18 protein-coding genes, 1 tRNA gene and 1 riboswitch are annotated in these 22,944 nt (G+C 73.5%); of the genes, 14 read left to right on the top strand and 5 right to left on the bottom strand.

Annotation, left to right across the window (positions count from 1 at the left end):
* Window positions 1-2 precede the first annotated feature (2 nt).
* A complete protein-coding gene (locus RNC47_RS14810; protein WP_311599085.1) occupies window positions 3-1,337 on the bottom strand; it encodes a sensor histidine kinase in 1,335 nt (444 codons plus the stop codon).
* A 784-nt stretch (window positions 1,338-2,121) separates the two neighbouring features.
* Here RNC47_RS14810 and RNC47_RS14805 point away from each other — a divergent pair.
* The 3 genes from RNC47_RS14805 (at window position 2,122) to RNC47_RS14795 (ending at window position 5,844) form a co-directional block, all read left to right on the top strand.
* Window positions 2,122-3,972, top strand: a complete 1,851-nt coding sequence (locus tag RNC47_RS14805) for an N-6 DNA methylase (protein ID WP_311599020.1) — start codon at window positions 2,122-2,124, stop codon at window positions 3,970-3,972.
* Window positions 3,973-4,060: 88 nt separating this feature from the next.
* Complete coding sequence (locus RNC47_RS14800; RefSeq protein WP_311599019.1) at window positions 4,061-4,591, top strand: hypothetical protein; 531 nt, start codon at window positions 4,061-4,063, stop codon at window positions 4,589-4,591.
* Window positions 4,588-5,844, top strand: a complete 1,257-nt coding sequence (locus tag RNC47_RS14795; RefSeq protein ID WP_311599017.1) for a serine/threonine-protein kinase — start codon at window positions 4,588-4,590, stop codon at window positions 5,842-5,844. Before RNC47_RS14800 ends, RNC47_RS14795 begins: the two co-directional genes overlap by 4 nt.
* A 13-nt stretch (window positions 5,845-5,857) precedes the next feature.
* On the opposite strand, the gene RNC47_RS14790 is transcribed toward RNC47_RS14795, so the two are convergent.
* Both RNC47_RS14790 and RNC47_RS14785 read right to left on the bottom strand, forming a co-directional pair.
* Window positions 5,858-5,929, bottom strand: a tRNA-Gln gene (locus tag RNC47_RS14790).
* A 27-nt stretch (window positions 5,930-5,956) separates the two neighbouring features.
* Window positions 5,957-6,658 (bottom strand): hypothetical protein, encoded by a 702-nt coding sequence (locus RNC47_RS14785; protein WP_311599016.1) that lies wholly within the window; start codon window positions 6,656-6,658, stop codon window positions 5,957-5,959.
* A 147-nt stretch (window positions 6,659-6,805) separates the two neighbouring features.
* Here RNC47_RS14785 and RNC47_RS14780 point away from each other — a divergent pair, with 147 nt between their 5' ends.
* From RNC47_RS14780 to RNC47_RS14745, 8 genes are all read left to right on the top strand, one after another.
* Window positions 6,806-8,137: a sensor histidine kinase gene (locus tag RNC47_RS14780; RefSeq protein ID WP_311599015.1), complete on the top strand. Its 1,332-nt coding sequence runs from the start codon at window positions 6,806-6,808 to the stop codon at window positions 8,135-8,137.
* A complete protein-coding gene (locus RNC47_RS14775) occupies window positions 8,130-9,395 on the top strand; it encodes a cytochrome P450 family protein (protein WP_311599014.1) in 1,266 nt (421 codons plus the stop codon). The genes RNC47_RS14780 and RNC47_RS14775 overlap by 8 nt, the downstream gene beginning before the upstream one ends.
* A gap of 218 nt (window positions 9,396-9,613) precedes the next feature.
* On the top strand, window positions 9,614-10,510 hold the full coding sequence (locus RNC47_RS14770; RefSeq protein ID WP_311599012.1) for a transglycosylase family protein: 897 nt from the start codon (window positions 9,614-9,616) through the stop codon (window positions 10,508-10,510).
* Window positions 10,511-10,833: 323 nt separating this feature from the next.
* Window positions 10,834-10,982, top strand: a riboswitch (cyclic di-AMP (ydaO/yuaA leader).
* Between the two features lie 3 nt (window positions 10,983-10,985).
* A complete protein-coding gene (locus RNC47_RS14765) occupies window positions 10,986-11,660 on the top strand; it encodes a transglycosylase family protein (protein WP_311599011.1) in 675 nt (224 codons plus the stop codon).
* Window positions 11,661-11,906: 246 nt separating this feature from the next.
* Window positions 11,907-13,187 (top strand): phosphopyruvate hydratase, encoded by a 1,281-nt coding sequence (gene eno / locus RNC47_RS14760; protein WP_311599010.1) that lies wholly within the window; start codon window positions 11,907-11,909, stop codon window positions 13,185-13,187.
* Between the two features lie 108 nt (window positions 13,188-13,295).
* Window positions 13,296-13,817, top strand: a complete 522-nt coding sequence (locus RNC47_RS14755) for an FtsB family cell division protein (RefSeq protein ID WP_311599008.1) — start codon at window positions 13,296-13,298, stop codon at window positions 13,815-13,817.
* 31 nt (window positions 13,818-13,848) lie between these two features.
* Window positions 13,849-14,382, top strand: coding sequence for a DUF501 domain-containing protein (locus tag RNC47_RS14750; RefSeq protein WP_311599006.1), 534 nt, complete (start codon window positions 13,849-13,851; stop codon window positions 14,380-14,382).
* Window positions 14,379-15,332, top strand: coding sequence for a Ppx/GppA phosphatase family protein (locus tag RNC47_RS14745; RefSeq protein ID WP_311599004.1), 954 nt, complete (start codon window positions 14,379-14,381; stop codon window positions 15,330-15,332). The genes RNC47_RS14750 and RNC47_RS14745 overlap by 4 nt, the downstream gene beginning before the upstream one ends.
* A gap of 4 nt (window positions 15,333-15,336) precedes the next feature.
* On the opposite strand, the gene RNC47_RS14740 is transcribed toward RNC47_RS14745, so the two are convergent.
* Window positions 15,337-15,942 (bottom strand): NADPH-dependent FMN reductase, encoded by a 606-nt coding sequence (locus tag RNC47_RS14740; protein WP_311599002.1) that lies wholly within the window; start codon window positions 15,940-15,942, stop codon window positions 15,337-15,339.
* A gap of 172 nt (window positions 15,943-16,114) precedes the next feature.
* Between RNC47_RS14740 and RNC47_RS14735 the strand changes: the two genes are divergently transcribed.
* From RNC47_RS14735 to RNC47_RS14725, 3 genes are all read left to right on the top strand, one after another.
* Window positions 16,115-16,948, top strand: coding sequence for a helix-turn-helix domain-containing protein (locus RNC47_RS14735; RefSeq protein ID WP_311599084.1), 834 nt, complete (start codon window positions 16,115-16,117; stop codon window positions 16,946-16,948).
* A gap of 339 nt (window positions 16,949-17,287) precedes the next feature.
* The gene (locus RNC47_RS14730; protein WP_311599001.1) at window positions 17,288-18,691 is read left to right on the top strand and encodes an NAD(P)/FAD-dependent oxidoreductase; all 1,404 of its coding nucleotides are present in this window, start codon (window positions 17,288-17,290) and stop codon (window positions 18,689-18,691) included.
* Window positions 18,692-18,871: 180 nt separating this feature from the next.
* The gene (locus RNC47_RS14725) at window positions 18,872-20,182 is read left to right on the top strand and encodes a cyclopropane-fatty-acyl-phospholipid synthase family protein (RefSeq protein WP_311599000.1); all 1,311 of its coding nucleotides are present in this window, start codon (window positions 18,872-18,874) and stop codon (window positions 20,180-20,182) included.
* Window positions 20,183-20,281: 99 nt separating this feature from the next.
* Here RNC47_RS14725 and RNC47_RS14720 read toward each other — a convergent pair whose 3' ends face one another.
* Window positions 20,282-22,828, bottom strand: a complete 2,547-nt coding sequence (locus RNC47_RS14720; protein ID WP_311598998.1) for an ABC transporter permease — start codon at window positions 22,826-22,828, stop codon at window positions 20,282-20,284.
* Between the last annotated feature and the right edge of the window lie 116 nt (window positions 22,829-22,944).

Below are 22,944 nucleotides of genomic sequence, written 5' to 3'. Positions count from 1 at the left end.
GCTCACGGCGTCAGGGCGTCGAAGGACACCAGGGTGTCCTCCCGGAAGCAGAGGCGGTACGCGTCGCCCGACCGGTCGTCGAACCGGTCCGCCGTCATCGCGTAGTACTCGCACGTCATGCCGTCTCCTGTCGGCTCGGGAGTCAGCGGTCGGTGGTTCGTCTGCCGGTCCGGCAGGAGACGCTCCACCTCGGACCGATTCTGTCCCACGCGCAGGCGGGCGTAGTCGCGCGGGTCCAGGACCGACTGTGCCGCCGACAGCGTCTCCCAGCCGATGAGCGCTCCGCTCAGCAGGGCTCCCGTCACCAGCGGCACCATGATCGTGCCGACCAGGGCCCGACCGACGCGGCGCCGGGCCCGCCGGTGTTCCCGTGGCAGCTCGCCGCCGGCCGCAGCGGGCGCGGGCGGCGGTGGCGCGGACGAAGCGTCGTGTGGGATCCGCGCGACGACGGCGTAGCCTCCGCCGCGCGGGCCGTGCTCGAAGGAACCACCGGCCAGCCGCACCCGCTCCTCCAGACCGATGAGCCCGCGCCCGCCGCTCCGGGGCCCGGGCGGTGGGCCGGCTGTGGGCGACGGCGGGCCGTTCTCCACCACGACCCTCGTCTCCGCGGCCGTGTGCGTCACGCGGACGGTCGCCGTCGCGCCGGGCGCGTGCTTCGCGACGTTGGTCAGCGCCTCCCGCACGACCCGGTGCGCCGCCGCTCTGACCACCGGCGGCAGGTCCTCCGCCGTGCCCTCGACGCGCGACTCCACCGCAAGTCCGGCCGCGACCGCACCGGCGGTCAGCCCGGCGAGGCCGGCGCTGCCTGGGTCCGGCAGCGTGTCGTCCCCCTCCTCGCGTAGGACTCCGATCACCTCGCCGAGCCGCTCCACCGCGGCCGCCGCCCTGGCCCTGATGTCGCCCGCGGCCTCCCGGTGCCGCTCGTCGAGACCCGGCGCGAGCTTGAGGGCGCCGGCCGACAGGGCGATCAGGCTGAGGTCGTGGCCGATGACGTCGTGCATGTCCTGGGCTATCCGCGCCCGCTCCCGCAGCCGGGCCTGGTCGACGATGAGCCGCTGCTCGCGCTGCAGTTGCTCGGCACGCTCCCATCCGGCCCGGACCAACTGCTGGTACTGGCACCAGAACCGGCCCGCGAACCAGGGCAGCATCGTGCCGGCGACCACCACGGTCACGAACCGGCTGGCCAGCGGGAGCCAGGCGGGCACGAGGGGCAACGCCACAACGCCGGCGGCGAGGATCGCGACCAGGGGAAGCAGCGTCGGGGCCGCCCTGCCGGGGCGCCGGCCGGCCAGGAACGCGGCGACGGCGGTTGGAACGACCCACCACAGGGACACCATGCTGAGCGCGGCGCACCCCGCGACCGCCACCGCCCCCGCCCACCGCCGAACCGCGGCCCCGACGCCGCCCTCATCCTCGATCACCGTGCTGTTCACGGAGCCGACGGTAAGGGCGTCGGACGGCGGCCCGACACTGCCGAAAGTCAGATGTGCGGTTGCCTCCCGGCAGGGGTGGCGTGTGGGTCGCCTCAGCCCACGGCGGCTACGCCGCCGGGGCCACGCGGCTCCGCCGCGCAAGGCCGTGGGTGGTGCCGGTGCGGCCCATGCTCGCTGCATGTCGCGGCCGTCCGGCGCGCAGTGCGGGGGCCGTGTGGTTGGGCGCCGCTGATGCGGTGCCGTGCCGGGCCGGGTGGGTGAGTGCCGCGGTGCGGCGCAGTGGGGGCCGGTTCGTTGAACGCCGCAGGTGTGACGCAACGCCGGGGCCGCGTTGCTGGGCGCCGCAGGCAACAACGCAGCGCCGCGGCCGGGTGGCTGAGCGCCGCAGGCGTGACGCCCCGCCGGGGCCGCGTTGCTGAGCGCCGCAGGCCACAACGCGCCGCAGGCCACAACGCGCCGCAGGCGCGACGTGGCCAAGCCTCGCCGGCGAGGCGCCGGCACCGGAACCCCTCACCGGTGCCGGTCGCCCCACCAGGCCCTGTGGGCCGGTGCGACAATCAGACCATGGCTTGTGAATCGAGTCAACAGGCGAATTGGCGAACGGCGCATCGCGACGAAAAACTCGATGTGGACCCCGAGGCTCGGTAAGGTCGGGGAAACGGCCAGGGGACCGAGGGGAGAGCGACAGGTGGGGGAGAACAACGAGGTCACCGCCGCGGGGATCGCGAGACTCGCCGGAGTCGGACGCGCCGCCGTGAGCAACTGGCGCCGCCGGTACGAGAACTTCCCGCGCCCGGTCGGCGGCACCGAGAGCAGCCCCACCTTCTCGCTCCCCGAGATCGAGCGCTGGCTCCGCGACCTGGGCAAGCTCGCCGAGGTCCCGGTCAGGGAGCGACTGTGGCAGCTCGTCGAGTCGGACCGGGAAGGACCCGCCGACGCACTCGGCCGGGCCGGCGAACAACTGCTGGCACGCGGCGCCAGCGCCCCGCCCGAGGCCGGCCCCTTCGCCGCGGCCACCGCCACCCTCGCCGCCGAACTCGGCCCCGCCGGCGCCTACGAGTTCCTCCTCGGCCGCCACCTCGACGCCGCCGCCCGTCAGCTCACCCTCACCCCGCCCGAGACCGCCGCCCTGATGGCGGCCATCGCGGGACCGGCCGACTCCGTGCTCGACCCCGCCTGCGGACCCTGCACCCTGCTGGCCGCCGCCCGCGCCCACGCCGACGGCAGCTGGCCCGTCGAGCTCTACGGCCAGGAGACCGACCACGCCCTCGCCCGCCTCGGCGGCCTCCGCCTCGCCCTGCGCGGCACCGCGACCGTGCACATCAGAGCCGGCGACAGCCTCCTCGCCGACGCCTTCCCCCGCCTCTCCGTCGACGCCGTGCTCTGCCACCCACCGTTCAACGAGCGCCACTGGGGCCACGACGAACTCACCTACGACCCCCGCTGGGAGTACGGCCTCCCCGCCCGCGCCGAGTCCGAACTCGCCTGGGTACAGCACGCCCTGGCCAAACTCAGGCCCGGCGGCACCGCCGTCCTGCTGATGCCGCCGGCCGCCGCCTCCCGCCGCACCGGCCGCCGCGTCCGCGCCACCCTCCTCCGCCGCGGCGCCCTCCGCGCCGTCATCGCGCTGCCCGCCGGCGCCGCGCCCCCCCACGCCCTCCCACTCCACCTGTGGGTACTGCGCAGGCCCGACACCGAAGCCGGCGCCGTCTCGAACCCCCGACTGCTGGTCGTCGACACCGCCACCGCCCACCGCGCCACCGGCCGCGCCGGCCTCGACTGGCCCGCCCTGCGCCACACCGTGCTCGACGCCTGGCACGACTTCGACCGCGCCGGCGACCTACCGGAGCGCCCCGGCGTGCACCGCGCCCTGCCCGTCATCGACCTCCTCGACGACGAGGTCGACCTCGCCCCCGCCCGCCACCTGCCGCCACCCGCCCAGACCAGCGGCACGGCCGCCCTCGCCGCCCTGCACCGCGAGCTCACCGCCACCCTGCGCCGCGGCCAGGACCTCGCCCCCAGCGCGCCGCCCGCCACCGCCGCCGCACCCGGACCCCACTGGTCCACCGTCACCATCGGCGAACTCGCCCGCGCCGGCGCCCTCGAACTCCACCTCACCACCGCGGCCGGCGACCCACCGCCACCCGCCAGGCCGGGCGACGTCCTCGTCCCCCTCGTCGACGGCGAACGCCAGACCCGAGTCGTCGGCGACGACGAGGGCGGCACCGTCCCCGACCGACACACCGGACTGCTGCGCCCCGACCCCGAGGCACTCAACCCCTGGTTCCTCGCCGGCTTCCTGCGCGGCACCGCCAACACCCGACAGGCCAGCAGCTACGCCTCCAGCGCCACCCGGGTCGACATCCGCCGACTGCGGGTGCCCAGGCTCCCCCTCGCCACCCAACGCCGCTACGGCCGCCGCTTCGCCGAACTCGCCGCGTTCGAGACCGCGCTGCGCCGCGCCGGCGAACTCGGCCGACGGCTCACCCAGGGCACCATCGACGGCCTCACCGAGGGCACTCTGCCGCCCGGAGACTGACCGCCAGATGTGACCGGCGGGTTATATGATCCTGCCCGCAGCTGCCGAGGGGGGAGTGACGATGTACGGCCCGCCACCCGCGTCACCCGTGCCACCGCGGTCCACCGGACCCGGCGCCGCGGCCATCGCCGTACGGGTCGCGTTCGCCCTGATCCCGACCCTCTCCCTGGGGCTGCTCGCCTGGGTGCCCTCGCTGCGCTTCGCGATCATCCGCCGCCGCAACCAGGACTGGGCCGTCCTCGGCCTCTTCTGCGCCCTCACCGCCGCCGAGATCATCCTCGTCGCCTACATCCCGGACGACGCCGACGACGGCCTCAGCGCCCTCGTCGGCTTCTACCTCGTCGCCTACTTCATCGGCGCCACCCTCCACGCCGTCCTCGCCGACCGCTTCCCACGCCCCACCACACCCGGCTACCCGGCGGCGCCACCCCCCACCCCCTACCACCCCACCGGCTACGGCTACCCCCCGGCACCCGCACCCGTCGTCGCGCCCCCCGTGCCCCCCGCGCCCGTCGAGCCCAGGACGTCGCCCCGCATGCGCCAGGTCGCCTCCGAACTCGACGAACTCGGCGAATACCTGCGCCGCGCCCAGCACGACCCCCGCCAGGACCGCCCATGACCGGCGGCCGACTCCTCGCCGGACGCTACGAACTCACCGAACCCCTCGGCAAGGGCGGCATGGGCGAGGTCTGGTCAGGACGCGACGTCGCCCTCGGCGGCCGCCGCGTCGCCGTCAAACTCCTGCACGCCGACCGCCTCGCCTCCCTCTCCGGCACCACCGACCCCGACGAACTGCGCCGCCGCTTCCTCCGCGAGTGCCGCGCCACCGCCCGCGTCGACCACCCGGGACTCGTCGCCATCCACGACGCCGGCCGCGACGGCGACGAACTCTTCCTGATCATGCAGCTCATCGAGGGCTCCGACCTCGCCGACCACCTCGCCGAACACGACCCCTACCCCTGGCCCTGGGCCGTCGCCGTACTCGCCCAGCTCTGCTCCGCCCTCGCCGCCGTGCACGCCGTCGCCATCGTCCACCGCGACCTCAAACCCAGCAACATCATGATCCGCCCCGACGGCCGCGCCACCATCCTCGACCTCGGCGTCGCGGCCGTCCGCGGCGACGGCGAGGACACCCGCCTCACCCGCACCGGCGCCATGGTCGGCACACCCGTCTACATGGCCCCGGAACAGGCCGTCGGCGACCCACCCGTCGGCCCCGCCGCCGACCTCTACGCGCTCGGCGCCATCGGCTACGAACTCCTCACCGGCCAGGCCCCGTTCACCGCCCCCAACGCCGCCGGGCTGCTCTACAAGAAACTGCACGAGGAGCCCATCCCGGTCCAGCGACTGCGCCCCGACGCGCCACCGCAGCTCGCCGCACTCGTCCACCAACTCCTCGCCAAGGACCCGGCGGCCAGGCCCACCGACACCGGCCAGGTCTTCACCGTCCTCGCCCCGCTGCTGCCCCAGCCGGGCCCCTCGGCCCCACCGGCCATCCCGATGGACCCGACCCGCCCCTTCTGGCACCCGATGGCCCCCTGGCCCCCCAGCCGCCCCACGGAACCCGACCTCGGCGCGGCCCTCGACGAGGTCAAACGCCTGCTGGCCCTCGGCCGCTACCACCAGGTGGCCGACCTCCTCAGCCGCACCCTGCCCCTCGCGGCCGCCCGCTACGGCGAGAGCTCGACGATCGTCCGCAGCCTGCGCAAGCAGTACGCGTCCACCCTGCTCGACACCGGCCAGTACGCCCGGGCACTCCCCGAACTCCAGCGCCTGACACACGAGTTCACCCTGGAACGCGGCCCCTACGACCAACTGGTGCTACAGCTGCGGGCCGACGAGCAGCTCTGCCTGCGGCAACTGGGCCGGTGAGATCGAAAACAGGCTCCCCCACCAGGACTTGAACCTGGACATACGGCACCAAAAACCGCAGTGCTGCCAATTACACCATGGGGGACCATATCGGACATTCCTGCCCTCGGGGTCAGGAAGCCGAGTCCGTGCCCAACACTATGCCAGTCCAGGCGCCTTCAATGCGACGGTAGAGCTCTGCGCTCTGCCGCACGGTCACCACCAGGCAGCCTCGGTAGGTCGCGCCGGTGTTCTTGCGGACGGTCTTCGGATTGTGCCGCTTCAGGGTCGTCTTGGAGAGGCGGTCGCGCGCGATCCCGACCAGACCGGCCCAGTACTGCTCCGCTCCGGCCACATCGGCTGTTTCGTGGATCATCACGCGAAAGCCTCGCTGCTCGTCCGGGACCTCCATGAGGCGGAGCCAGGCGAGGAACACTCTGATCATGCCGGGATCGCTGTTGATGAAAGCCACGTACTCCTGCGGCCGGTGCGCCTTGCTCTTGGCGCCTTCGGACCAGTACAGCCCGACCCCGATCAGAAATAGCTCTCTGTCGGTGAGGCGCCCGACGTCCGTCCGTGCCCTCTCGATGAGTGACTGGCGCTCCAGTGCCCGTCGCTGCCGGTAGGGCCCCCACCTGGCCTCGCTCATGCGCCGCATGCGCTCCGCTGAGGCGACCGGCTTCGGGAGGTCCCGCACCCACAGGGAGACCGAGCTCTTCGAGACTCCGAGTTCGGCGACGATCTCGTCGTAGGTCCTGCCCGCGCGGCGCAGCTCGCGGGCTCTGGCGCGCAGGTGGTCCTTGGCGTTGGGGTGCCGTTTTCTGGTGGTGTCCATGGGGGGGGAGTCTCGTCGCGGCGCCGCCGTGTCGAGGGGCGAACGGTGATCGATTCACCAGTTCGAGCGATCATGGACTGTGCCTCGTGACCGGCCCGCGGGAAATGGCCCGGGGTGGTGGCGGGCGTGGCGCTTAGGCTGGTCGCCATGAATGTGCAGGGGGCGGAGGGCGCCGTGGCCGGGGGGTTTCGGCTGGGGTGGTGGACGCGGCGCCGCAGTGTCGTGGTCGACGTGGGGATCGCGCTGGTCGCGGTGGGGGAGGCGCTGGCGCGGGGGTTCAGTTTCGCCGCCATGACGGGGTTGCCGGCGGCGCTCGTCGTGCTGCCGTTGGCGTTGGCCAGCGCCTCGGTGGTGCTGCGTCGCCGTTACCCGGTGGCCGTCGTGTTGGTGGCCATCTCGATCCTGCCGGCCTGTCCCGGTACCACGATCGCGCTGGTGGGTCTGTACACCCTGGCGACCACGGACGCGCCGCGTCGGGTGATCGCGATGTTGGCCACCATGCTGGGCAGTGGCACCAGTGTCGTCTTCTACCTGCTGATGGACCAGGACCAGGGGCTGCGCGCGCAGGAGATGCCGGTGTGGTTCCCGCCGTTGGTGGCCGGGATCTTCGGGGTGGTGTCGGCGGTGCCGCCGGTGTTGCTCGGGCTGTACGTGCGGGCGCGGCGGCGGCTGGTGGAGTCGTTGCGGGACCGGGCGTTCGGGTTGGAGCGGGAGCTGGCGCTGCTGGCCGAGCGGGCCGAGGAGCGTGCGGTGTGGGCGCGGGAGCAGGAGCGGCGGCGGATCGCGCGGGAGATGCACGACGTGGTGGCGCACCGGGTGAGTCTGATGGTGGTGCACGCGGCGGCGCTGCAGGCGGTGGCGGTGAAGGATCCGGAGAAGGCGGCGCGGAACGCGTCGCTGATCGGGGACATGGGGCGGCAGGCGCTGACGGAGCTGCGGACGATGCTGGGGGTGCTGCGGAACGGGTCGGGTGCGACGCCGACGGCGGAGGCGTCGTCGCGGTTGGCGGAGCTGGCGGCGGCGGCCGGTGGTGAGCGGGGGGAGCCGGCGGAGGACGGCGGTCCGGTGCTGGGGGAGGTGAGGGCGCTGGTGGATCAGTCGCGGGCGGCCGGGATGACGGTGGATCTGGCGGTCGAGGGGGAGCCGCGGGGGTATGCGGCGCAGGTGGAGTCGACGGCGTACCGGGTGATCCAGGAGGCGTTGACCAATGTGCACAAGCACGCTGCCGGTGCGGTGGCGCGGGTGCGGGTGGCGCATCGGGAGGGGGAGGTGGCGGTGCTGGTGCAGAACGATCCGCCGCGGGGTGGGGCGGCCGGCGGGGGTGGGGCGCGGTTGCCGAGTGGGGGTAACGGCCTGGTGGGCATGCGGGAGCGGGTGGTGGCGTTGGGTGGTGGGTTCGTGTCGGGGCCCACGGACGGTGGTGGTTTCCGGGTGTCGGCGGTGATTCCGGACCGTTCGGTGGCGGCGGCCGGTGGTTGAGGAGGTCGGTCCCGCGCTGTTCGACCGGGCGTTCGCGGCCGATCCGTATCCGGCGTACGCCTGGTTGCGTGAGCACGCGCCGGTGCACCGGGCGGTGTTGCCGAGCGGGGTCGAGGCGTGGTTGGTGACGCGGTACGCGGACGCCAGGCGGGCGTTGGCGGATCCCCGGTTGAGCAAGAACCCGGGGCGGCACAGCGCGGCCGAGCACGCGACGGGGCGGGTGGGTATCCCGGGCGAGCGGAGCGCGAACGTGATGACGCACCTGTTGAACATCGATCCGCCGGATCACACGCGGTTGCGGCGGTTGGTGTCGGCGGCGTTCACGCCGCGTCGGGTGGCGGAGTTCGAGCCGCGGGTGCGGGAGCTGACCGGGCGGTTGGTGGACGGTTTCGCGGGGCGTGGCTCGGCGGACCTGATCGGGGAGTTCGCGTTTCCGCTGCCGATCTACGCGATCTGTGACCTGCTGGGGGTGCCGGCGGCGGATCAGGAGGACTTCCGGCGGTGGGCGGGGATGATGCTGCACACGTCGGGGAAGCGGGGTGGCGTCGGGCGTGCGGTGAAGCGGATGCGCGGCTATCTGGGGGAGTTGATCCACCGGAAGCGGGGGGATCTTGGGGATGACCTGATCTCGGGGCTGATCAGGGCGTCGGACCACGGTGAGCAGCTGTCGGAGGAGGAGGCGGCGGCGATGGCGTTCATCCTGCTGTTCGCCGGTTTCGAGACGACGGTGAACCTCATCGGGAACGGGATGCTGGCGTTGTTGCGGCATCCGGAGCAGTTGGCGAGGGCGCGGGCGTGGGTGGCGGCGGGTGACGAGGCGGCGTTGACCAGGGCGGTCGAGGAGCTGCTGCGCTATGACGGTCCGGTGGAGCTGGCGACGTGGCGGTTCGCGAACGAGCCGCTGACGTTGGGTGGGCAGCGGGTGGCGCGTGGTGAGCCGGTGCTGGTGGTGTTGGCGGCGGCGGATCGTGATCCGGCGCGGTTCGCTGATCCTGACCGGTTGGATCTGGGGCGGCGGCGGAATCCGCATCTGGGGTACGGGCACGGCATCCACTACTGCCTGGGGGCGCCGTTGGCCCGGCTTGAGGCGCGGGCGGCGCTGGGGGAGCTGTTGCGGCGGCTGCCGGACGTCAGGATCGCGGTGGACGAGGCGGAGTTGCGGTGGCGTGGCGGCTTGATCATGCGGGGGCTGCGTGCGCTGCCGGTGGAGTTCTCCCCCGAGCCGAAGTCGGTCGGTGACGGAGTGTCAGCGGTGTGATCCGCGCGTGATCTCTGTGGGATCGGCTTGTGATCGTGAGGCAGTGGGAGCTAGGTTCCCCTCAACCGCATCAGTGTTCGTTTTGGGAGGCCCTTCAGATGCGCTCCGGGACTGGTCGTCATCGTCGTCCGCGACAGGCTCCGGCCTTCGTCGTAGCCGCCGGGGTCACTGGCGCAGGGCTGGCCCTGCCGCTGATGAGCGCGGGGGCGGCGAACGCCGTGAGTGACGAGACGTGGGACACCGCCGCGGAGTGCGAGAGCGGTGGGGTGTGGAGTGCCAACGAGGGCAACGGCCGGTACGGCGGGCTCCAGATCGGTCTGGAGGACTGGGAGCGGTACGGCGGTCTCGAGTTCGCGATGCGTCCCGATCTGGCCAGCCGGTTCCAGCAGATAACGGTGGCCGGGCGGATGCTCGCGGACCGTGGGCAGGAGGCGTTCCCCGGCTGCGCGGTGCTGACGGGGCTGTGGCCCGAGTTCAGGGACGACCCGGGCGATGACGTCGACTGGGCGGAGGAGGCCGAGGAGGCGCAGGCCGAGGAGGAGTTCGGCGGTCCCGAGGACTCGGCCGGGACGCCGGTGGAGGAGCCCTCGACGCTGCCTGACGCGTCCGGGAGCCCGACGACGCCCACCACGCCGGCGGAGCGGGGCGAGGCCACGGATCCGGCCACCGGCGGCGCGACGGACGAGGCGACCGACGAGGCGGCCGGGGAGCGGGCGTCGGGTGGTTCCGGCGAGCGGGCCGGGGAGGTCGAGGACTCCGACACGAGCCGCATCAGGGAGCTGTTGAAGCGGCTGCGGGATCTGGATGTGCCGAGCCCGGGCGACACCGAGCGTGCCCCGGTGGAGGCCGTGGGGCCCGAGGAGACGCCGGAGGTGGAGACGAGCCCGGAGGCGACCGAGGCGCCGCGGACCGGCGGGGGTGGTGGCTCGTCCGGGGCCGGTTCGTCGTCGAACGGTGCCGGCGGCTCGGGTCGTTCGCTGTTGGACATCGCGGGCGAGAACGGGCTCTCCGGCAGCTGGGTCGACCTCTACCGCTCCAGCCAATCGGGCAATGGCGACAATGCGGGCAATGTTCTCGGCGACCAGCAGGGCGACTTGAGCGTCACCGGCCGGTGAGGCGAGCCGCCCCGGAGTGCCGTCACACGATCCTCTGATGTGACCATCGTCTCGTTCGCCCCATGCGTGTCAGCCTGCCCCGAGCTGCCCGATTCCCTTGTGACCTGCGGAGTTTGGCCCCCTTCCATGTCAAGTGGCCGCTGATGGGCGATCTTCATCGTTCTTGAACCGTTAGACGGGGTGTGTTTAGTTTCCTGCGCCCGGTTTTCGCGCCGGGCGCCGAGGCCGTAACGCCGAGTCCTGCCGCCGGCCTAGGGGACCACCATCGCGCACCACCGCAGGCAGGAGCGGGGGACCCACCACGACCCCGGCCCGGGAGGGCCTGGCCGTGGCCGCCGTGCCGGACCTTCGTGACCTTCGGAGGCCCGACCGGCTAGGGGTGAAGTCGCGGGGAGCCGACGCTCCTCGTGGCCGGGCAACTCACTGCGCCCGAACCCGACAGCTCACCTCGTAGGCGTCGGTGAGAAGGAACGCCATGCTGTTCAGGGGCAAGGGCCGTCACCGTCGTCCGTCGCGGCCGACCCGCATAGCCGCCGCGGCCGGCGTCACCGGCGCGGCCGTCGCCATCCCGGTGCTGGGTGCCACCGGCGCCAACGCCGCCTCCGTCGACACCTGGGACGCCGTCGCCCAGTGCGAGTCCGGCGGCGACTGGTCCATCAACACCGGCAACGGCTACTACGGTGGCCTCCAGTTCTCGCAGTCCAGCTGGGCGGCCGCGGGCGGCACCCAGTACGCCGAGCGCGCCGACCTGGCCACCAAGGACCAGCAGATCGCCGCCGCCGAGGTGCTGCTCTCCATGCAGGGCCCGGGCGCCTGGCCCGTCTGCGGCCCCCAGGCCGGCCTCTCCGCGGGCGGCGAGTCGCCCGCCATCGACCCCAGCGGCTCCGGTGCCGCCGCCGAGGAGCCGGCCCCCGAGCCCGAGCCCGAGCCGGCCGCCCCGGCCGAGCCCGAGGTGTCGGTCGAGGACGTCGCCCCGCAGGCCGCCGAGGCCGAGGGCGACGGCTCCGAGTACACCGTCGAGGCCGGCGACACCCTGTCCGCCATCGCCGAGGCGCACGACACCACCTGGCGCGAGATCTACGACGCCAACGAGTCCGTCATCGGCGACGACCCGAACCTGATCATCCCCGGCCAGGTCCTGGCCCTCTGACGAGCGGTCCAGCGGGTCCTCCATCAGGGCCCCGGCGCGACGGCACCACCGTCGCGCCGGGGCCCCGAGCCTTTTCTTCACCTTGTAAACAAAAAGGTGGAACCCCCTCCGACCTGCGGATTCCCCTCCGGCCCGCGGGCCACGCGCGGGCTGGAGGGCGGCCCGGTCCCGGGAGCCGGTTAGGCTCAGGGGGCTGAAGACAGCTGAAGAAGTCAGAGACGATCCTTTGACCAGAAGGAGACCCCCGTGCCGTCCATCGATGTCGTCGTAGCGCGCGAGATCCTCGACTCGCGAGGCAACCCAACGGTCGAGGTCGAGGTGGGCCTCGACGACGGCAGCACCGGCCGCGCGGCCGTGCCCTCGGGCGCCTCCACCGGCGCCTTCGAGGCGCTCGAGCTGCGGGACGGGGACCAGGCCCGCTACCTCGGCAAGGGCGTGGAGAAGGCCGTCCTCGCCGTCATCGAGCAGATCGGCCCCGAGCTCGTCGGTTACGACGCCACCGAGCAGCGGCTGATCGACCAGGCGATGTTCGACCTGGACGCCACCGCCGACAAGTCCTCGCTCGGCGCCAACGCCATCCTCGGCGTCTCGCTCGCCGTGGCGCACGCCGCCTCCGAGTCGCGCGACCTGCCGCTGTTCCGTTACCTCGGCGGCCCCAACGCGCACCTGCTGCCGGTGCCGATGATGAACATCCTCAACGGCGGCGCGCACGCCGACTCCAACGTGGACATCCAGGAGTTCATGATCGCGCCGATCGGCGCCGAGTCGTTCTCCGAGGCGGTCCGCTGGGGCGCCGAGACGTACCACACCCTCAAGAAGGTCCTCAAGGAGCGCGGTCTCGGCACCGGCCTGGGCGACGAGGGCGGCTTCGCGCCGAACCTGGAGTCCAACCGCGAGGCGCTCGACCTCATCGTCGAGGCCATCCAGAAGGCCGGCTACACCCCCGGGCAGGACATCGCGCTGGCGCTGGACGTGGCCGCCACCGAGCTCTACTCGGACGGCGTCTACACCCTGGAGGGCAAGGCGCACACCGCCGAGGAGCTGACCGCCTACTACACCGAGCTGGTCCAGGCGTACCCGCTGGTGTCCATCGAGGACCCGCTGAGCGAGGAGGACTGGGAGGGCTGGCAGACCCTCACCGCCGCCCTCGGCGACAAGGTGCAGATCGTCGGCGACGACCTGTTCGTCACCAACCCCGAGCGGCTGCAGCGCGGCATCGACACCGCCGCCGCCAACGCGCTGCTGGTGAAGGTCAACCAGATCGGTTCGCTCACCGAGACCCTGGACGCCGTCGAGCTGGCCCAGCGCAACGGCTTCAAGTGCATGATGTCCCACCGCAGCGGCGAGACCGAGGACGTCACCATCGCCGACCTGGCCGTCGCCACCAACTGCGGCCAGATCAAGACGGGCGCCCCGGCGCGCTCCGAGCGGGTCGCCAAGTACAACCAGCTGATGCGGATCGAGGAGATCCTGGACGACGCCGCCGTCTACGCCGGCCGCAGCGCCTTCCCGCGCTTCCGCGGCTGACCCGCCGTTCGTCGTACCCACGTCCCCGCCATCCGTCCCTTACGGTGGCGGGGACACGCTTTCCGCGGCCCGACCGGGTCGCACCCGCTGGCCGAAGAGGGAGGCGACGTGGCCGCGGACCGGGACCGGTTCTCCACCGCCACCAGGCTCAGGGCGTTCGGTGAGCAGGCGGCCGAGCGCGTCTACCGGGCGCAGAGCCGCCGGTTGGAGCCCAAGCCGCGCCGCGGCCGGCTCACCGGGCGGGCCGCGGTGCTCGCCCTGGTGGTCTGCACGCTGATCGTGGCGCTGGCCTACCCGCTGCGCCAGTACGTCCAGCAGCGCTCCGACATCGCCGACCAGCGGCGGCTCGCCGAGGAGGCCGAGCGCCGGGTCGAGGAGCTGCGCGACGAGAAGGCCCGCTGGCAGGACGACGCCTACGTGCGGCGGCAGGCGCGCGAGCGGCTGCGGTACCTGATGCCGGGCGAGACCGGCTACGTGCTGCCGGCCGACCCGGACGCGGAGGCCGCCGAGCGGTCCTCGGCCGACGCCGAGCGGTCCCGGCCCGGGGGCGCCACCCCGGCGGCCCGCCCCTGGTACGAGAATCTGTGGGACGGCGTCGACCGCGCCGACGCGGCGCCGCAGGCCCGCTGACCCCCAACCCCCCCGAGGCACAGCGACGAGTATGGAAACCCCGACCCCGACCGACGCCGAGACCGTGCGGGCACAGCTCGGCCGCCCGCCGCGCGGGCTGCGCGCCGTGGCGCACCGCTGCCCGTGCGGCAACCCCGACGTGGTGGAGACCGCGCCCCGGCTGCCGGACGGCACACCGTTCCCCACCACCTACTACCTGACCTGCCCGCGCGCCGCCTCCGCCATTGGCACCCTGGAGGCGGACGGCGTGATGCGGGAGATGACCGCGCGGCTGGCCGAGGACCCCGAGCTGGCCGCCGCCTACCGGGCCGCGCACGAGGACTACGTCGCGCGCCGGGACGCCATCGAGGTGCTGCCCGGCTTCCCGAGCGCCGGCGGCATGCCGGACCGGGTCAAGTGCCTGCACGTGCTGGTCGCCCACTCCCTGGCGGCCGGGCCCGGCGTCAACCCGCTGGGCGACGAGGCCCTGGCGATGCTGCCCGAGTGGTGGCGCAAGGGGCCCTGCGTGGCGCGGCCGGCCGAGCCGGTGGCGGAGACGGTCTTCGAGCGGGAGGAAGCGCCGTGACGCGGGCTGCGGCGATCGACTGCGGCACCAACTCCATCCGGCTGCTGGTCGCCGACGCCGACCCGGCGACCGGCCGGCTCAGGGACCTGGAGCGGCGGATGGAGATCGTCCGCCTCGGGCAGGGCGTGGACCGCACCGGCCGGCTGGCGCCCGAGGCGCTGGAGCGCACCTTCGCGGCCTGCCGCGAGTACGCGGCGGCGATAGCGGCGCACGGCGTCACCCCGGACCGGGTGCGCTTCGTCGCCACCTCGGCCACCAGGGACGCCGCCAACCGCGACGAGTTCACGCGCGGCGTGCGGGAGATCCTGGGCGTGGCGCCCGAGGTGATCACCGGGGACGTGGAGGCCGCGCTCTCCTTCGCCGGCGCCACCCGCGAGCTGGCGGCGCTGCCCGGGCACACCGGCCCCTACCTGGTGCTCGACATCGGCGGCGGCTCCACCGAGTTCGTGCTCGGCGACGACGCGGTGCGCGCCGCCCGCAGCGTGGACATCGGCTGCGTGCGGCTCACCGAGCGGCACCTGCTGCGGGACGGCGTGATCGCCGACCCGCCGGGCCCCGAACTGGTCGACGCCATAACGGCCGACATCGACGCCGCGCTCGACCTGGCCGCCGAGCGGGTGCCGTTGACCGAGACCCACACGCTGGTCGGCCTCGCGGGCTCGGTCACCACGGTGGCCGCGATCGCGCTCGACCTGCCCGGCTACGACTCCGCCGCCATCCACCACGCGCGGATCCCGGTGGAGCGGGTGCGGGAGATCACCGAGCGGCTGCTCGCCGCCACCCACGAGGAGCGCGCCGCCATCCCCGTGATGCACCCGGGCCGGGTCGACGTGATCGGCGCCGGGGCGCTGGTGCTGCTCCGGGTCATGGAGCGGACCGGCGCCACCGAGGTCCTGGTCAGCGAGCACGACATCCTGGACGGCATCGCGCAGCTGGCGGCGGGCGGGTAGGGCCTCAGCCGAGGCCGGGGTACGGCCGCTCCCGGCGGGCGGCGCCGAGGGCGGCGGCCCACCAGGACAGTTCGTCGAGCATCGTCGCGGCCGCCCGGCCGGGCTCACCGGGCTCCTTGAGGTTGCCGTCGCCGTCGAACAGCAGGTAGTAGCGCGGGAAGGAGACCGCGTTGCGGACGGTGTGGGCGTGGAGTTCGCCGAAGACCTGCTTGAGCTGTTCGATCGCCAGCACGCCGCCCGTCCCGCCGCTGTAGCCGACGAAGCCGATCGGCTTGGCCTGCCACTCGGTGTAGTGCCAGTCGATGGCCGCCTTCAGGGAGGCCGGGAAGCTGCGGTTGTACTCCGGGGTCAGCACCACGAAGGCGTCGGCCGCGCCGAGCCGGCCGGTCAGGTCCGCCATCTCGGCCGGCCGCGGCAGGTCGGGCTCGACCGCCGGCGGCACGGGCGGCAGCGCCAGCGGCAGCGGGGCGTCGGCCAGGTCGATCAGGTCGACCTCGAACCCGCCGTGGGCGGCGACCTGTTCGGTGAACCAGCGGGCGACGACCGGTCCGAACCGGCCCTGCCGGACACTGCCCACGATCACCGCGAGCCTGAGGGGAGTGCTGGACATGCGCGTCTCCTGTTGTCGGTGCGTCCTGCGTGCGGTCTTCCGCGCCCCTCACGCTGCCGCCCCGGCGGAGGGCCAGGAAGACCGGACCGAGACTGGTAGTGGCGGGGCCACCCTTGGCCAGGCCCCGCCCTGTTACGTTCGACGGGTGAGCGAGCACGACAACGAACTGGGCATGTTCCTGCGCAACCGCCGGGAGGCCGTGACCCCGGCCGAGGTCGGGCTGCCCGCCGGCGGGCGCCGCCGTACACCGGGGCTGCGCCGGGCGGAGCTGGCCACGCTGGCCGGGGTCAGCGTCGAGTACCTCACCCGGCTGGAACAGGGGCGCGACCGCCGCCCTTCGGCGCCCGTGCTGTCCGCCCTCGCCGACGTGCTGCGGCTGAGCCTGAGCGAGCGCGTCCACCTGTACCGGCTCACCAAGGCCGTCGAGGGGTTCAGCTGCACCGGCGGCGCGCCACCGCCGCCGGTCCGGGCGGTGCGTCCCACGGTCGCGGCCCTGCTCGCCCACCTGGAACCGGCCCCGGCCGTGCTGGTCAACCGGCTGAGCGAGGTGATCGCGCACACCGAGGGCTACGCGCGGCTGATGGGCCCGCTCGGCCTGTTGGACGGCGCGCCGCCCAACCTGGCCCGCTTCGTCTTCACCGACGACCGCGCGCGGACCGTCTTCCCGGACTGGGAGCACGTCGCCGACCAGCAGGTGGCCGCGTTGAAGCAGGGGCCGTTCCGGGGTGACGCGCACATGGCCGCGCTGGCCGACGAGCTGACCGTGGCGGCCGGCGCGGCGTTCGCCGGCCGGGTGGCCACCGTGCCAGGGCTGCCCAGGCCCAGCGGCGTCACGCGGTTCGTCCACCCGGAGGCGGGCGAGCTGCGCCTGGCGTACGAGACGCTGGACCTTGCCGCCGACGACCAGCGGGTCCTGGTCCACCTGCCGGCCGACGACGCCACCGCCGCGGCCGTGGACCGGCTCTCCGGGGCGGGGTCCCGCGCCCTCCGGGCCGTCCCGGCCTGAGCGGCCGGCCCGCCGCCACGCGGGCCCCGGAAGAAGCCTCGTGAAGTTTTTCACATGGGGATCGGCGCCGAAACCACCCCGCTGGGGCCGGTCGGGGCCGGATTGCCCGACAACAGTCGGTTCGCGCCCCGGTGATGGGCGCTTCCCGGTCGGCGGCGACCGGCCTTCGGCGGCGCCGGGTGATCGACGAAAGGGCCGCTGAGGAGCGGGTTCGCCACTGTGGCGACCCCCGCCCCCGGCCAAGCCAGGCAAAGGGCCGCGCAGTGTAGCAGAACACCCCGCCAACCTTGTGAAGCCCCTCACGAGGGGGGTGCGGAGGTCGGGTGGATACTCGATGGCATGAGCACCACGGAGCGTCCCCGAATCCTCGTCGTTGGTGGCGGGTACGTCGGTATGTACGCGGCCCGCCGCATCCTCAAGAAGATGCGCTACGGCGAGGCAACCGTCACCGTCGTCGACCCGCGCTCGTACATGACCTACCAGCCCTTCCTCCCCGAGGCGGCGGCCGGAAGCATCTCCCCGCGTCACGTCGTGGTGCCGCTGCGCCGGGTGCTCCCCAAGGCCGAGGTCCTCACCGGTCGGGTCACTTCCATCGACCAGGACCGCAAGGTCGCCAGCGTGGCGCCCCTCGTGGGCCAGCCGTACGAGGTCCCCTTCGACTACCTGGTGGTCGCGCTCGGCGCGGTCTCCCGCACCTTCCCGATCCCCGGCCTCGCCGAGCAGGGCATCGGCATGAAGGGCGTCGAGGAGGCCATCGGCCTGCGCAACCACGTGCTCGAGCAGCTCGACAAGGCCGACTCGACCACCGACGAGGAGGTCCGCCGCAAGGCGCTGACCTTCGTCTTCGTCGGCGGCGGCTTCGCCGGCGCCGAGACCATCGGCGAGGTCGAGGACATGGCGCGGGACGCCACCAAGTACTACCCGACCATCAAGCGCGAGGACATGCGCTTCGTGCTGGTCGACGTCGCCGACCGGATCCTCCCCGAGGTCGGGCCCAAGCTCGGCGAGTGGGGCCTGGAGCACCTGAAGGCGCGCGGCATCGAGGTCCACCTCAAGACCTCGGTGAAGTCCTGCGTGGACGGGCACGTCGAGCTGAGCAACGACGTGACGGCCGACTCCAACACCATCGTGTGGACCGCGGGCGTCAAGCCCAACCCGGCGCTGGCCCGCTACGGCCTGCCGCTCGGCCCGCGCGGCCACGTGGACACCCAGCCCACCCTCCAGGTGGTCGGCACCGACTACATCTGGTCGGCCGGCGACAACGCCCAGGTGCCCGACCTGGCGGCCCGCGCCGCCGGCGTGGAGAACGCCTGGTGCCCGCCGAACGCGCAGCACGCGCTGCGGCAGGCCAAGGTGCTCGGCGACAACGTCATCTCCGGGATGCGCGGCTTCCCGCAGAAGGAGTACAAGCACGCCAGCATGGGCGCGGTGGCCGGCCTCGGCCTCCGCAAGGGCGTGGCCATGATCAAGCTGGGCAAGCTGACCTTCCGCTTCCGCGGCCGGCTCGGCTGGTACCTGCACCGCGGCTACCACGGCATGGCGGTGCCGACCTGGAACCGCAAGATCCGGGTCTTCGCCGACTGGACCCTCGGCCTCTTCCTCAAGCGCGAGGTCGTCTCGCTCGGCGCGGTGGAGCACCCGCGCGAGGAGTTCTACGAGGCGGCGGCGCCGGTCACGGCCGCGGCGACCAAGCAGGTCGACCGGAAGGTCGAGGAGCAGCCCAAGGCCAAGGCCGCCGGCTGAGGCACCCGACGACAGCGTCCCGAAGGGGCGGACGGCTTCGGCCGGCCGCCCCTTCGGCCGTTCCGCCCGCCATGCGCTCGAAAGGCGGAATGGACGGTGCGGTAAGGGCGTTTCGGGAGGGTCTCGGTGCCAAGGTGGGCGGGGACGTGCCCCGTCCCGACTCCTGGAGGTGTGTCCCGAATGAGCGCTGCACCACGGATCGCCGCACTCGTCGAGCGGTTGCTCGGCGCGCCACCCCCCGTACTGATCCGCGCCTGGGACGGCAGCGAGGCCGGCCCCCAGGGCGCGCCCGTCGTGATGGTCCGGCATCCGCGCGCCCTGCGCAGAATGCTCTTCCGGCCGGGCGAACTCGGCCTGGCCCGCGCCTGGGTGGCCGGCGAGCTCGACGTGGAGGGCGAGCTCTACCCGGCGCTCGACGTGATCTCGGGGATGGTCTGGAACCGCCCGGAGGGCGTGGCGCCGGCCGGCCGGTCCCTGCTCGCCGCCGGACGCGAGCTGCTGGCGCTCGCCGGGCCGGTCCCGGTGCCCCCGCCGCCGCCCCGCGAGGAGGTGCGGCGCCGCACCGGGCCGCTGCACTCGCTGCGCCGCGACCGGCAGGCCATCAGCCACCACTACGACGTGGGCAACGACTTCTACGAGCTCGTCCTCGGCCCCTCGATGGTGTACTCCTGCGCCGTGTTCGGCACCGCCGGCGACACCCTGGAGACGGCCCAGGCGAACAAGCTCGACCTGATCTGCCGCAAGCTCGACCTGCGCGAGGGCCAGCGGCTGCTGGACGTCGGCTGCGGCTGGGGCTCGCTGGCGCTGCACGCGGCCCGCGAGTACGGCGCCCGGGTGGTCGGCATCACGCTCTCCACGGAGCAGGCCGAGTACGCGCGGACCCGGGCCGTCAAGGAGGGCCTGGAGGACCGGGTGGAGTTCCGGGTCCAGGACTACCGGGAGACCGACGACGGGCCCTTCGACGCGATCTCCTCGGTCGGCATGGCCGAGCACGTCGGCACCGCCCGCTACCGCGAGTACGCCGGGCAGCTGTTCGGGCTGCTGCGGGAGGGCGGCCGGCTGCTCAACCACCAGATCGCCCGCCGCCCCATGAAGGACGAGTCCAGCTACCGGATCGACCCGTTCATCGACGCCTACGTCTTCCCGGACGGTGAACTCGCCCCGGTCGGGCGGACGGTGACCCTGCTGGAGCGGGCCGGCTTCGAGGTCCGCGACCTGGAGTCGCTGCGTGAGCACTACGCCCTGACGCTGCGGCAGTGGGTGCGGAACCTGGAGGAGCGCTGGGAGGAGGCCGTCCGGCTCACCAGCCCGGGCCGGGCCCGGGTCTGGCGGCTCTACATGGCCGCCTCCGCCCTCTCCTTCGAACGCGGGCACATCGGCGTCAACCAGGTCCTGGCCGTCCGCCCGCCGGCCACCGGGGCCTCCGGGCTGCCGCTGCGCACCCGGGACTGGCGCCCGGCCGGCGGCACCGAGAAGGACCTGGCCGCGTAGGCCCTGTCCGCCCGGACAGGACCTAGCCGCGACCGTCGGTGCCCCGGCCCCGCGCCACCCCCCGTGGCGGGCGCGGGACCGGGGCACCGGGCGGCCGGCTCAGTCGGCCTTGATGGCCTCCAGCATGTTGAGCCGCGCGGCGCGCCTGGCCGGCCACAGCGCGGCCAGCACGCCGACCAGGGTGGCCAGCAGCAGGAAGACCGCCAGCCGGTCCCAGGGCAGCAGGAACTCGTAGGTGGCGAGCGAGCCGCGCATCATCTCGCCGACGGCCCAGCCGAAGAACACCCCGAGGCCGACTCCGAGCACGCCGCCGAAGAGCGCGATCACGATGGACTCGATGCGCACCATCCGCTTGGTGGAGCGGCGGTCGAGACCGATCGCGCGCAGCATCCCGATCTCCTGGCGCCGCTCGAAGACCGACATCGCCAGCGTGTTGATCACGCCGAGCACCGCGACGACGACCGCCATCGCGAGCAGGCCGTAGAGCATGTTGAGCATCAGCGTGAAGATGTACGCGATGTCCTCGGCGACGTCCTCCTCGTCCTGCACCAGGATCGCCGGGTTGTCGCCGAGCGCCGCCTCCAGGGCCTGCTTGACCTCGTCGGTGGCGCCGTCGACGGTGGACACCATCACCTGGAAGTCCTCGATCCGGTCCAGGTGCGGGTCGAGCGTGGCGTTGTCGAGGATGACGCCGCGCATCATCTCGCTGTCCTCGTAGAGACCGGTGATCGTCAGCCGCCCCTGCTGCCCGTCCTCGTAGGTGACGTCGAACGAGTCGCCCATGCCCAGGCCGAGGCTCTCGGCGGTGGCGGTGTCCACCACCGCGTTCTCCCCGGCGAGGCCCGCGAAGGAGCCCTCGGTGAACTCGGGGCTGACGAGGTTCCCGATGGCCGCGCCGTTGACGCCGGTCAGCATCTCGGTGTCGTCGCCGCCCGCCACCCTGGCCGGCGAGGCGCGCAGCCCGCTGACGCCGGTGACCCCGGGCTGCTCGGCCAGCGTCTCGGCCACCTCGGGGCTGAGGGGCGCGAAGTTGGCCATGGAGACCACGTAGTCGGAGCTGAGGGTCTGGGCCGCCATCTTCTCGATGGCGTTGGACACGGTGCCGGCTATCACGGTCAGTCCGGTGATCAGGGTCAGGCCGATCATCAGCGCGGACGCGGTGGCGGCGGTACGGCGCGGGTTGCGCACCGCGTTGAGCCTGGCGAGCTTGCCCGACACCCCGAACACCCGCAGCAGCGGGCTCGCCAGGGCGATCACCGGGCGGGAGAGCAGCGGCGTGAGCACGAAGACGCCGATGACCAGCAGGGCGGCGCCGCCGCCCATGGTGGCGCCGCTGTCGTCCCGGTCGATGCCGGCGATCACCAGGGCGGCGCCGGCCCCGGCCAGCAGGGCGCCGATGGTGTTGCGCACCAGCAGCCCCCGGACGGTGGGCGCGGCGTGCACGCTGTTCATCGCGGCGACCGGCGGGATCTTGGCGGCCCGGCGCGCCGGCAGGTAGGCGGCGAGCATGGTCACCACGACGGCCACCACGAGCGAGGCGAGCACGGCGGAGCCGGAGACCACCAGCGGGCCCTCGGGGACCGTCAGGCCGAAGGAGTCCATCAGGGAGCGGAAACCGGCGGCGATGCCGACGCCGGCCGCGAAGCCGGACAGCCCGGCGACCACGCCGACCGCCAGCGCCTCGATCAGCACCGACCTGGTGACCTGGCGGCGGCTGGCGCCGACCGCCCGCAGCAGGGCCAGCTCCCTGGTGCGCTGGGCGACCAGCATCGTGAAGGTGTTGGCGATGATGAAGATGCCGACGAACAGCGAGATGCCGGCGAAGGCGAGCAGCCCGGTGCGCATGCCGCTGGTGGTCGCCTCGATGTCGGCGGCCTGCTCGTCGGCGAGCTCCTGGCCGGTCATGGCCTCGGCGTCGGCCGGCAGCAGCGGCTCCACCGCGTCGAACAGACCGGCCTGCGAGGTGCCGTCCGCCGCCTCCAGGGTGATCCTGGTGAACTCGCCCGGCAGGGCGAACAGTTCCTGGGCGGTCGCGGTGTCGTAGAGCACCAGCGAGCCGCCGGCGGCGACCGTGCCGTCCTCGGTGGTGAAGACGCCGGTGACGCTCTCCTCGCGGACCGGGCCGTTCACCGAGACGCGGGCGGTGTCGCCGACCTGGTACCCGGTGCGCTCGGCGGTGTGCGAGTCGATGGCTATCTCGCCGGGACCGGCGGGCGCGCGCCCCTCGGTCATCGGGTAGCGGGCGTCGGTGCCGGCGCCGTCGGGCCCCGCGTAGTAGTTGGCGCCGGTGGTGGACCAGCCGTCCCCGACCAGGTCGCCCTCCTTGTCGGCGAGCGCGGCGAAGCCGGTGACCTCGCCGGTGGCGGCGGCGACGCCGGGCAGCGCCGCGACCTGGTCGAGCAACGCCTGGTCGAGGTTGGCCGCGCCGCGCGGGTCGTCCTCGGCGGCCTCGCTGTCGGCGTCCGGCTGGATGGCGAGGTCCACGTGGGTGAGGGACCGCTCGGCGCTGCGCTGGAACGCCTCGGAGATGGTGGAGGTGAAGACGAGCGTGCCGGAGACGAAGGCGACGCCGAGCAGCACGGCGAGCGTGGTCATCAGCAGCCGGGCCTTGTGCGCGAGCACGTTGCGCAAGGCGGTTCGGAGCATGGGGAGTCCAGGTGAGTGGTTCGCCCACCGGCACCCTGGCCGGGGACGTACGGACGGTGGAAGTCAGGGAGTCGGCGCCGAGCCGCGCCCGGCCAGGACCTGCCGCTCCCGGCTCG

The organism is Streptomyces millisiae, from assembly GCF_031845425.1.
In the GTDB taxonomy this organism is placed as follows: domain Bacteria; phylum Actinomycetota; class Actinomycetes; order Streptomycetales; family Streptomycetaceae; genus Streptomyces; species Streptomyces millisiae.
This window is presented reverse-complemented; position numbering and strand designations above follow the sequence as displayed.

Coding starts and splice junctions, on each gene's coding strand:
- RNC47_RS14810 (WP_311599085.1), bottom strand. CDS start 1,337: ATGGTGTCCCTGTGGTGGGTCGTTCCAACCGCCGTCGCCGCGTTCCTG.
- RNC47_RS14795 (WP_311599017.1), top strand. CDS start 4,588: ATGACCGGCGGCCGACTCCTCGCCGGACGCTACGAACTCACCGAACCC.
- RNC47_RS14785 (WP_311599016.1), bottom strand. CDS start 6,658: ATGGACACCACCAGAAAACGGCACCCCAACGCCAAGGACCACCTGCGC.
- RNC47_RS14780 (WP_311599015.1), top strand. CDS start 6,806: ATGAATGTGCAGGGGGCGGAGGGCGCCGTGGCCGGGGGGTTTCGGCTG.
- RNC47_RS14765 (WP_311599011.1), top strand. CDS start 10,986: ATGCTGTTCAGGGGCAAGGGCCGTCACCGTCGTCCGTCGCGGCCGACC.
- RNC47_RS14750 (WP_311599006.1), top strand. CDS start 13,849: ATGGAAACCCCGACCCCGACCGACGCCGAGACCGTGCGGGCACAGCTC.
- RNC47_RS14740 (WP_311599002.1), bottom strand. CDS start 15,942: ATGTCCAGCACTCCCCTCAGGCTCGCGGTGATCGTGGGCAGTGTCCGG.
- RNC47_RS14735 (WP_311599084.1), top strand. CDS start 16,115: ATGTTCCTGCGCAACCGCCGGGAGGCCGTGACCCCGGCCGAGGTCGGG.
- RNC47_RS14730 (WP_311599001.1), top strand. CDS start 17,288: ATGAGCACCACGGAGCGTCCCCGAATCCTCGTCGTTGGTGGCGGGTAC.
- RNC47_RS14725 (WP_311599000.1), top strand. CDS start 18,872: ATGAGCGCTGCACCACGGATCGCCGCACTCGTCGAGCGGTTGCTCGGC.
- RNC47_RS14720 (WP_311598998.1), bottom strand. CDS start 22,828: ATGCTCCGAACCGCCTTGCGCAACGTGCTCGCGCACAAGGCCCGGCTG.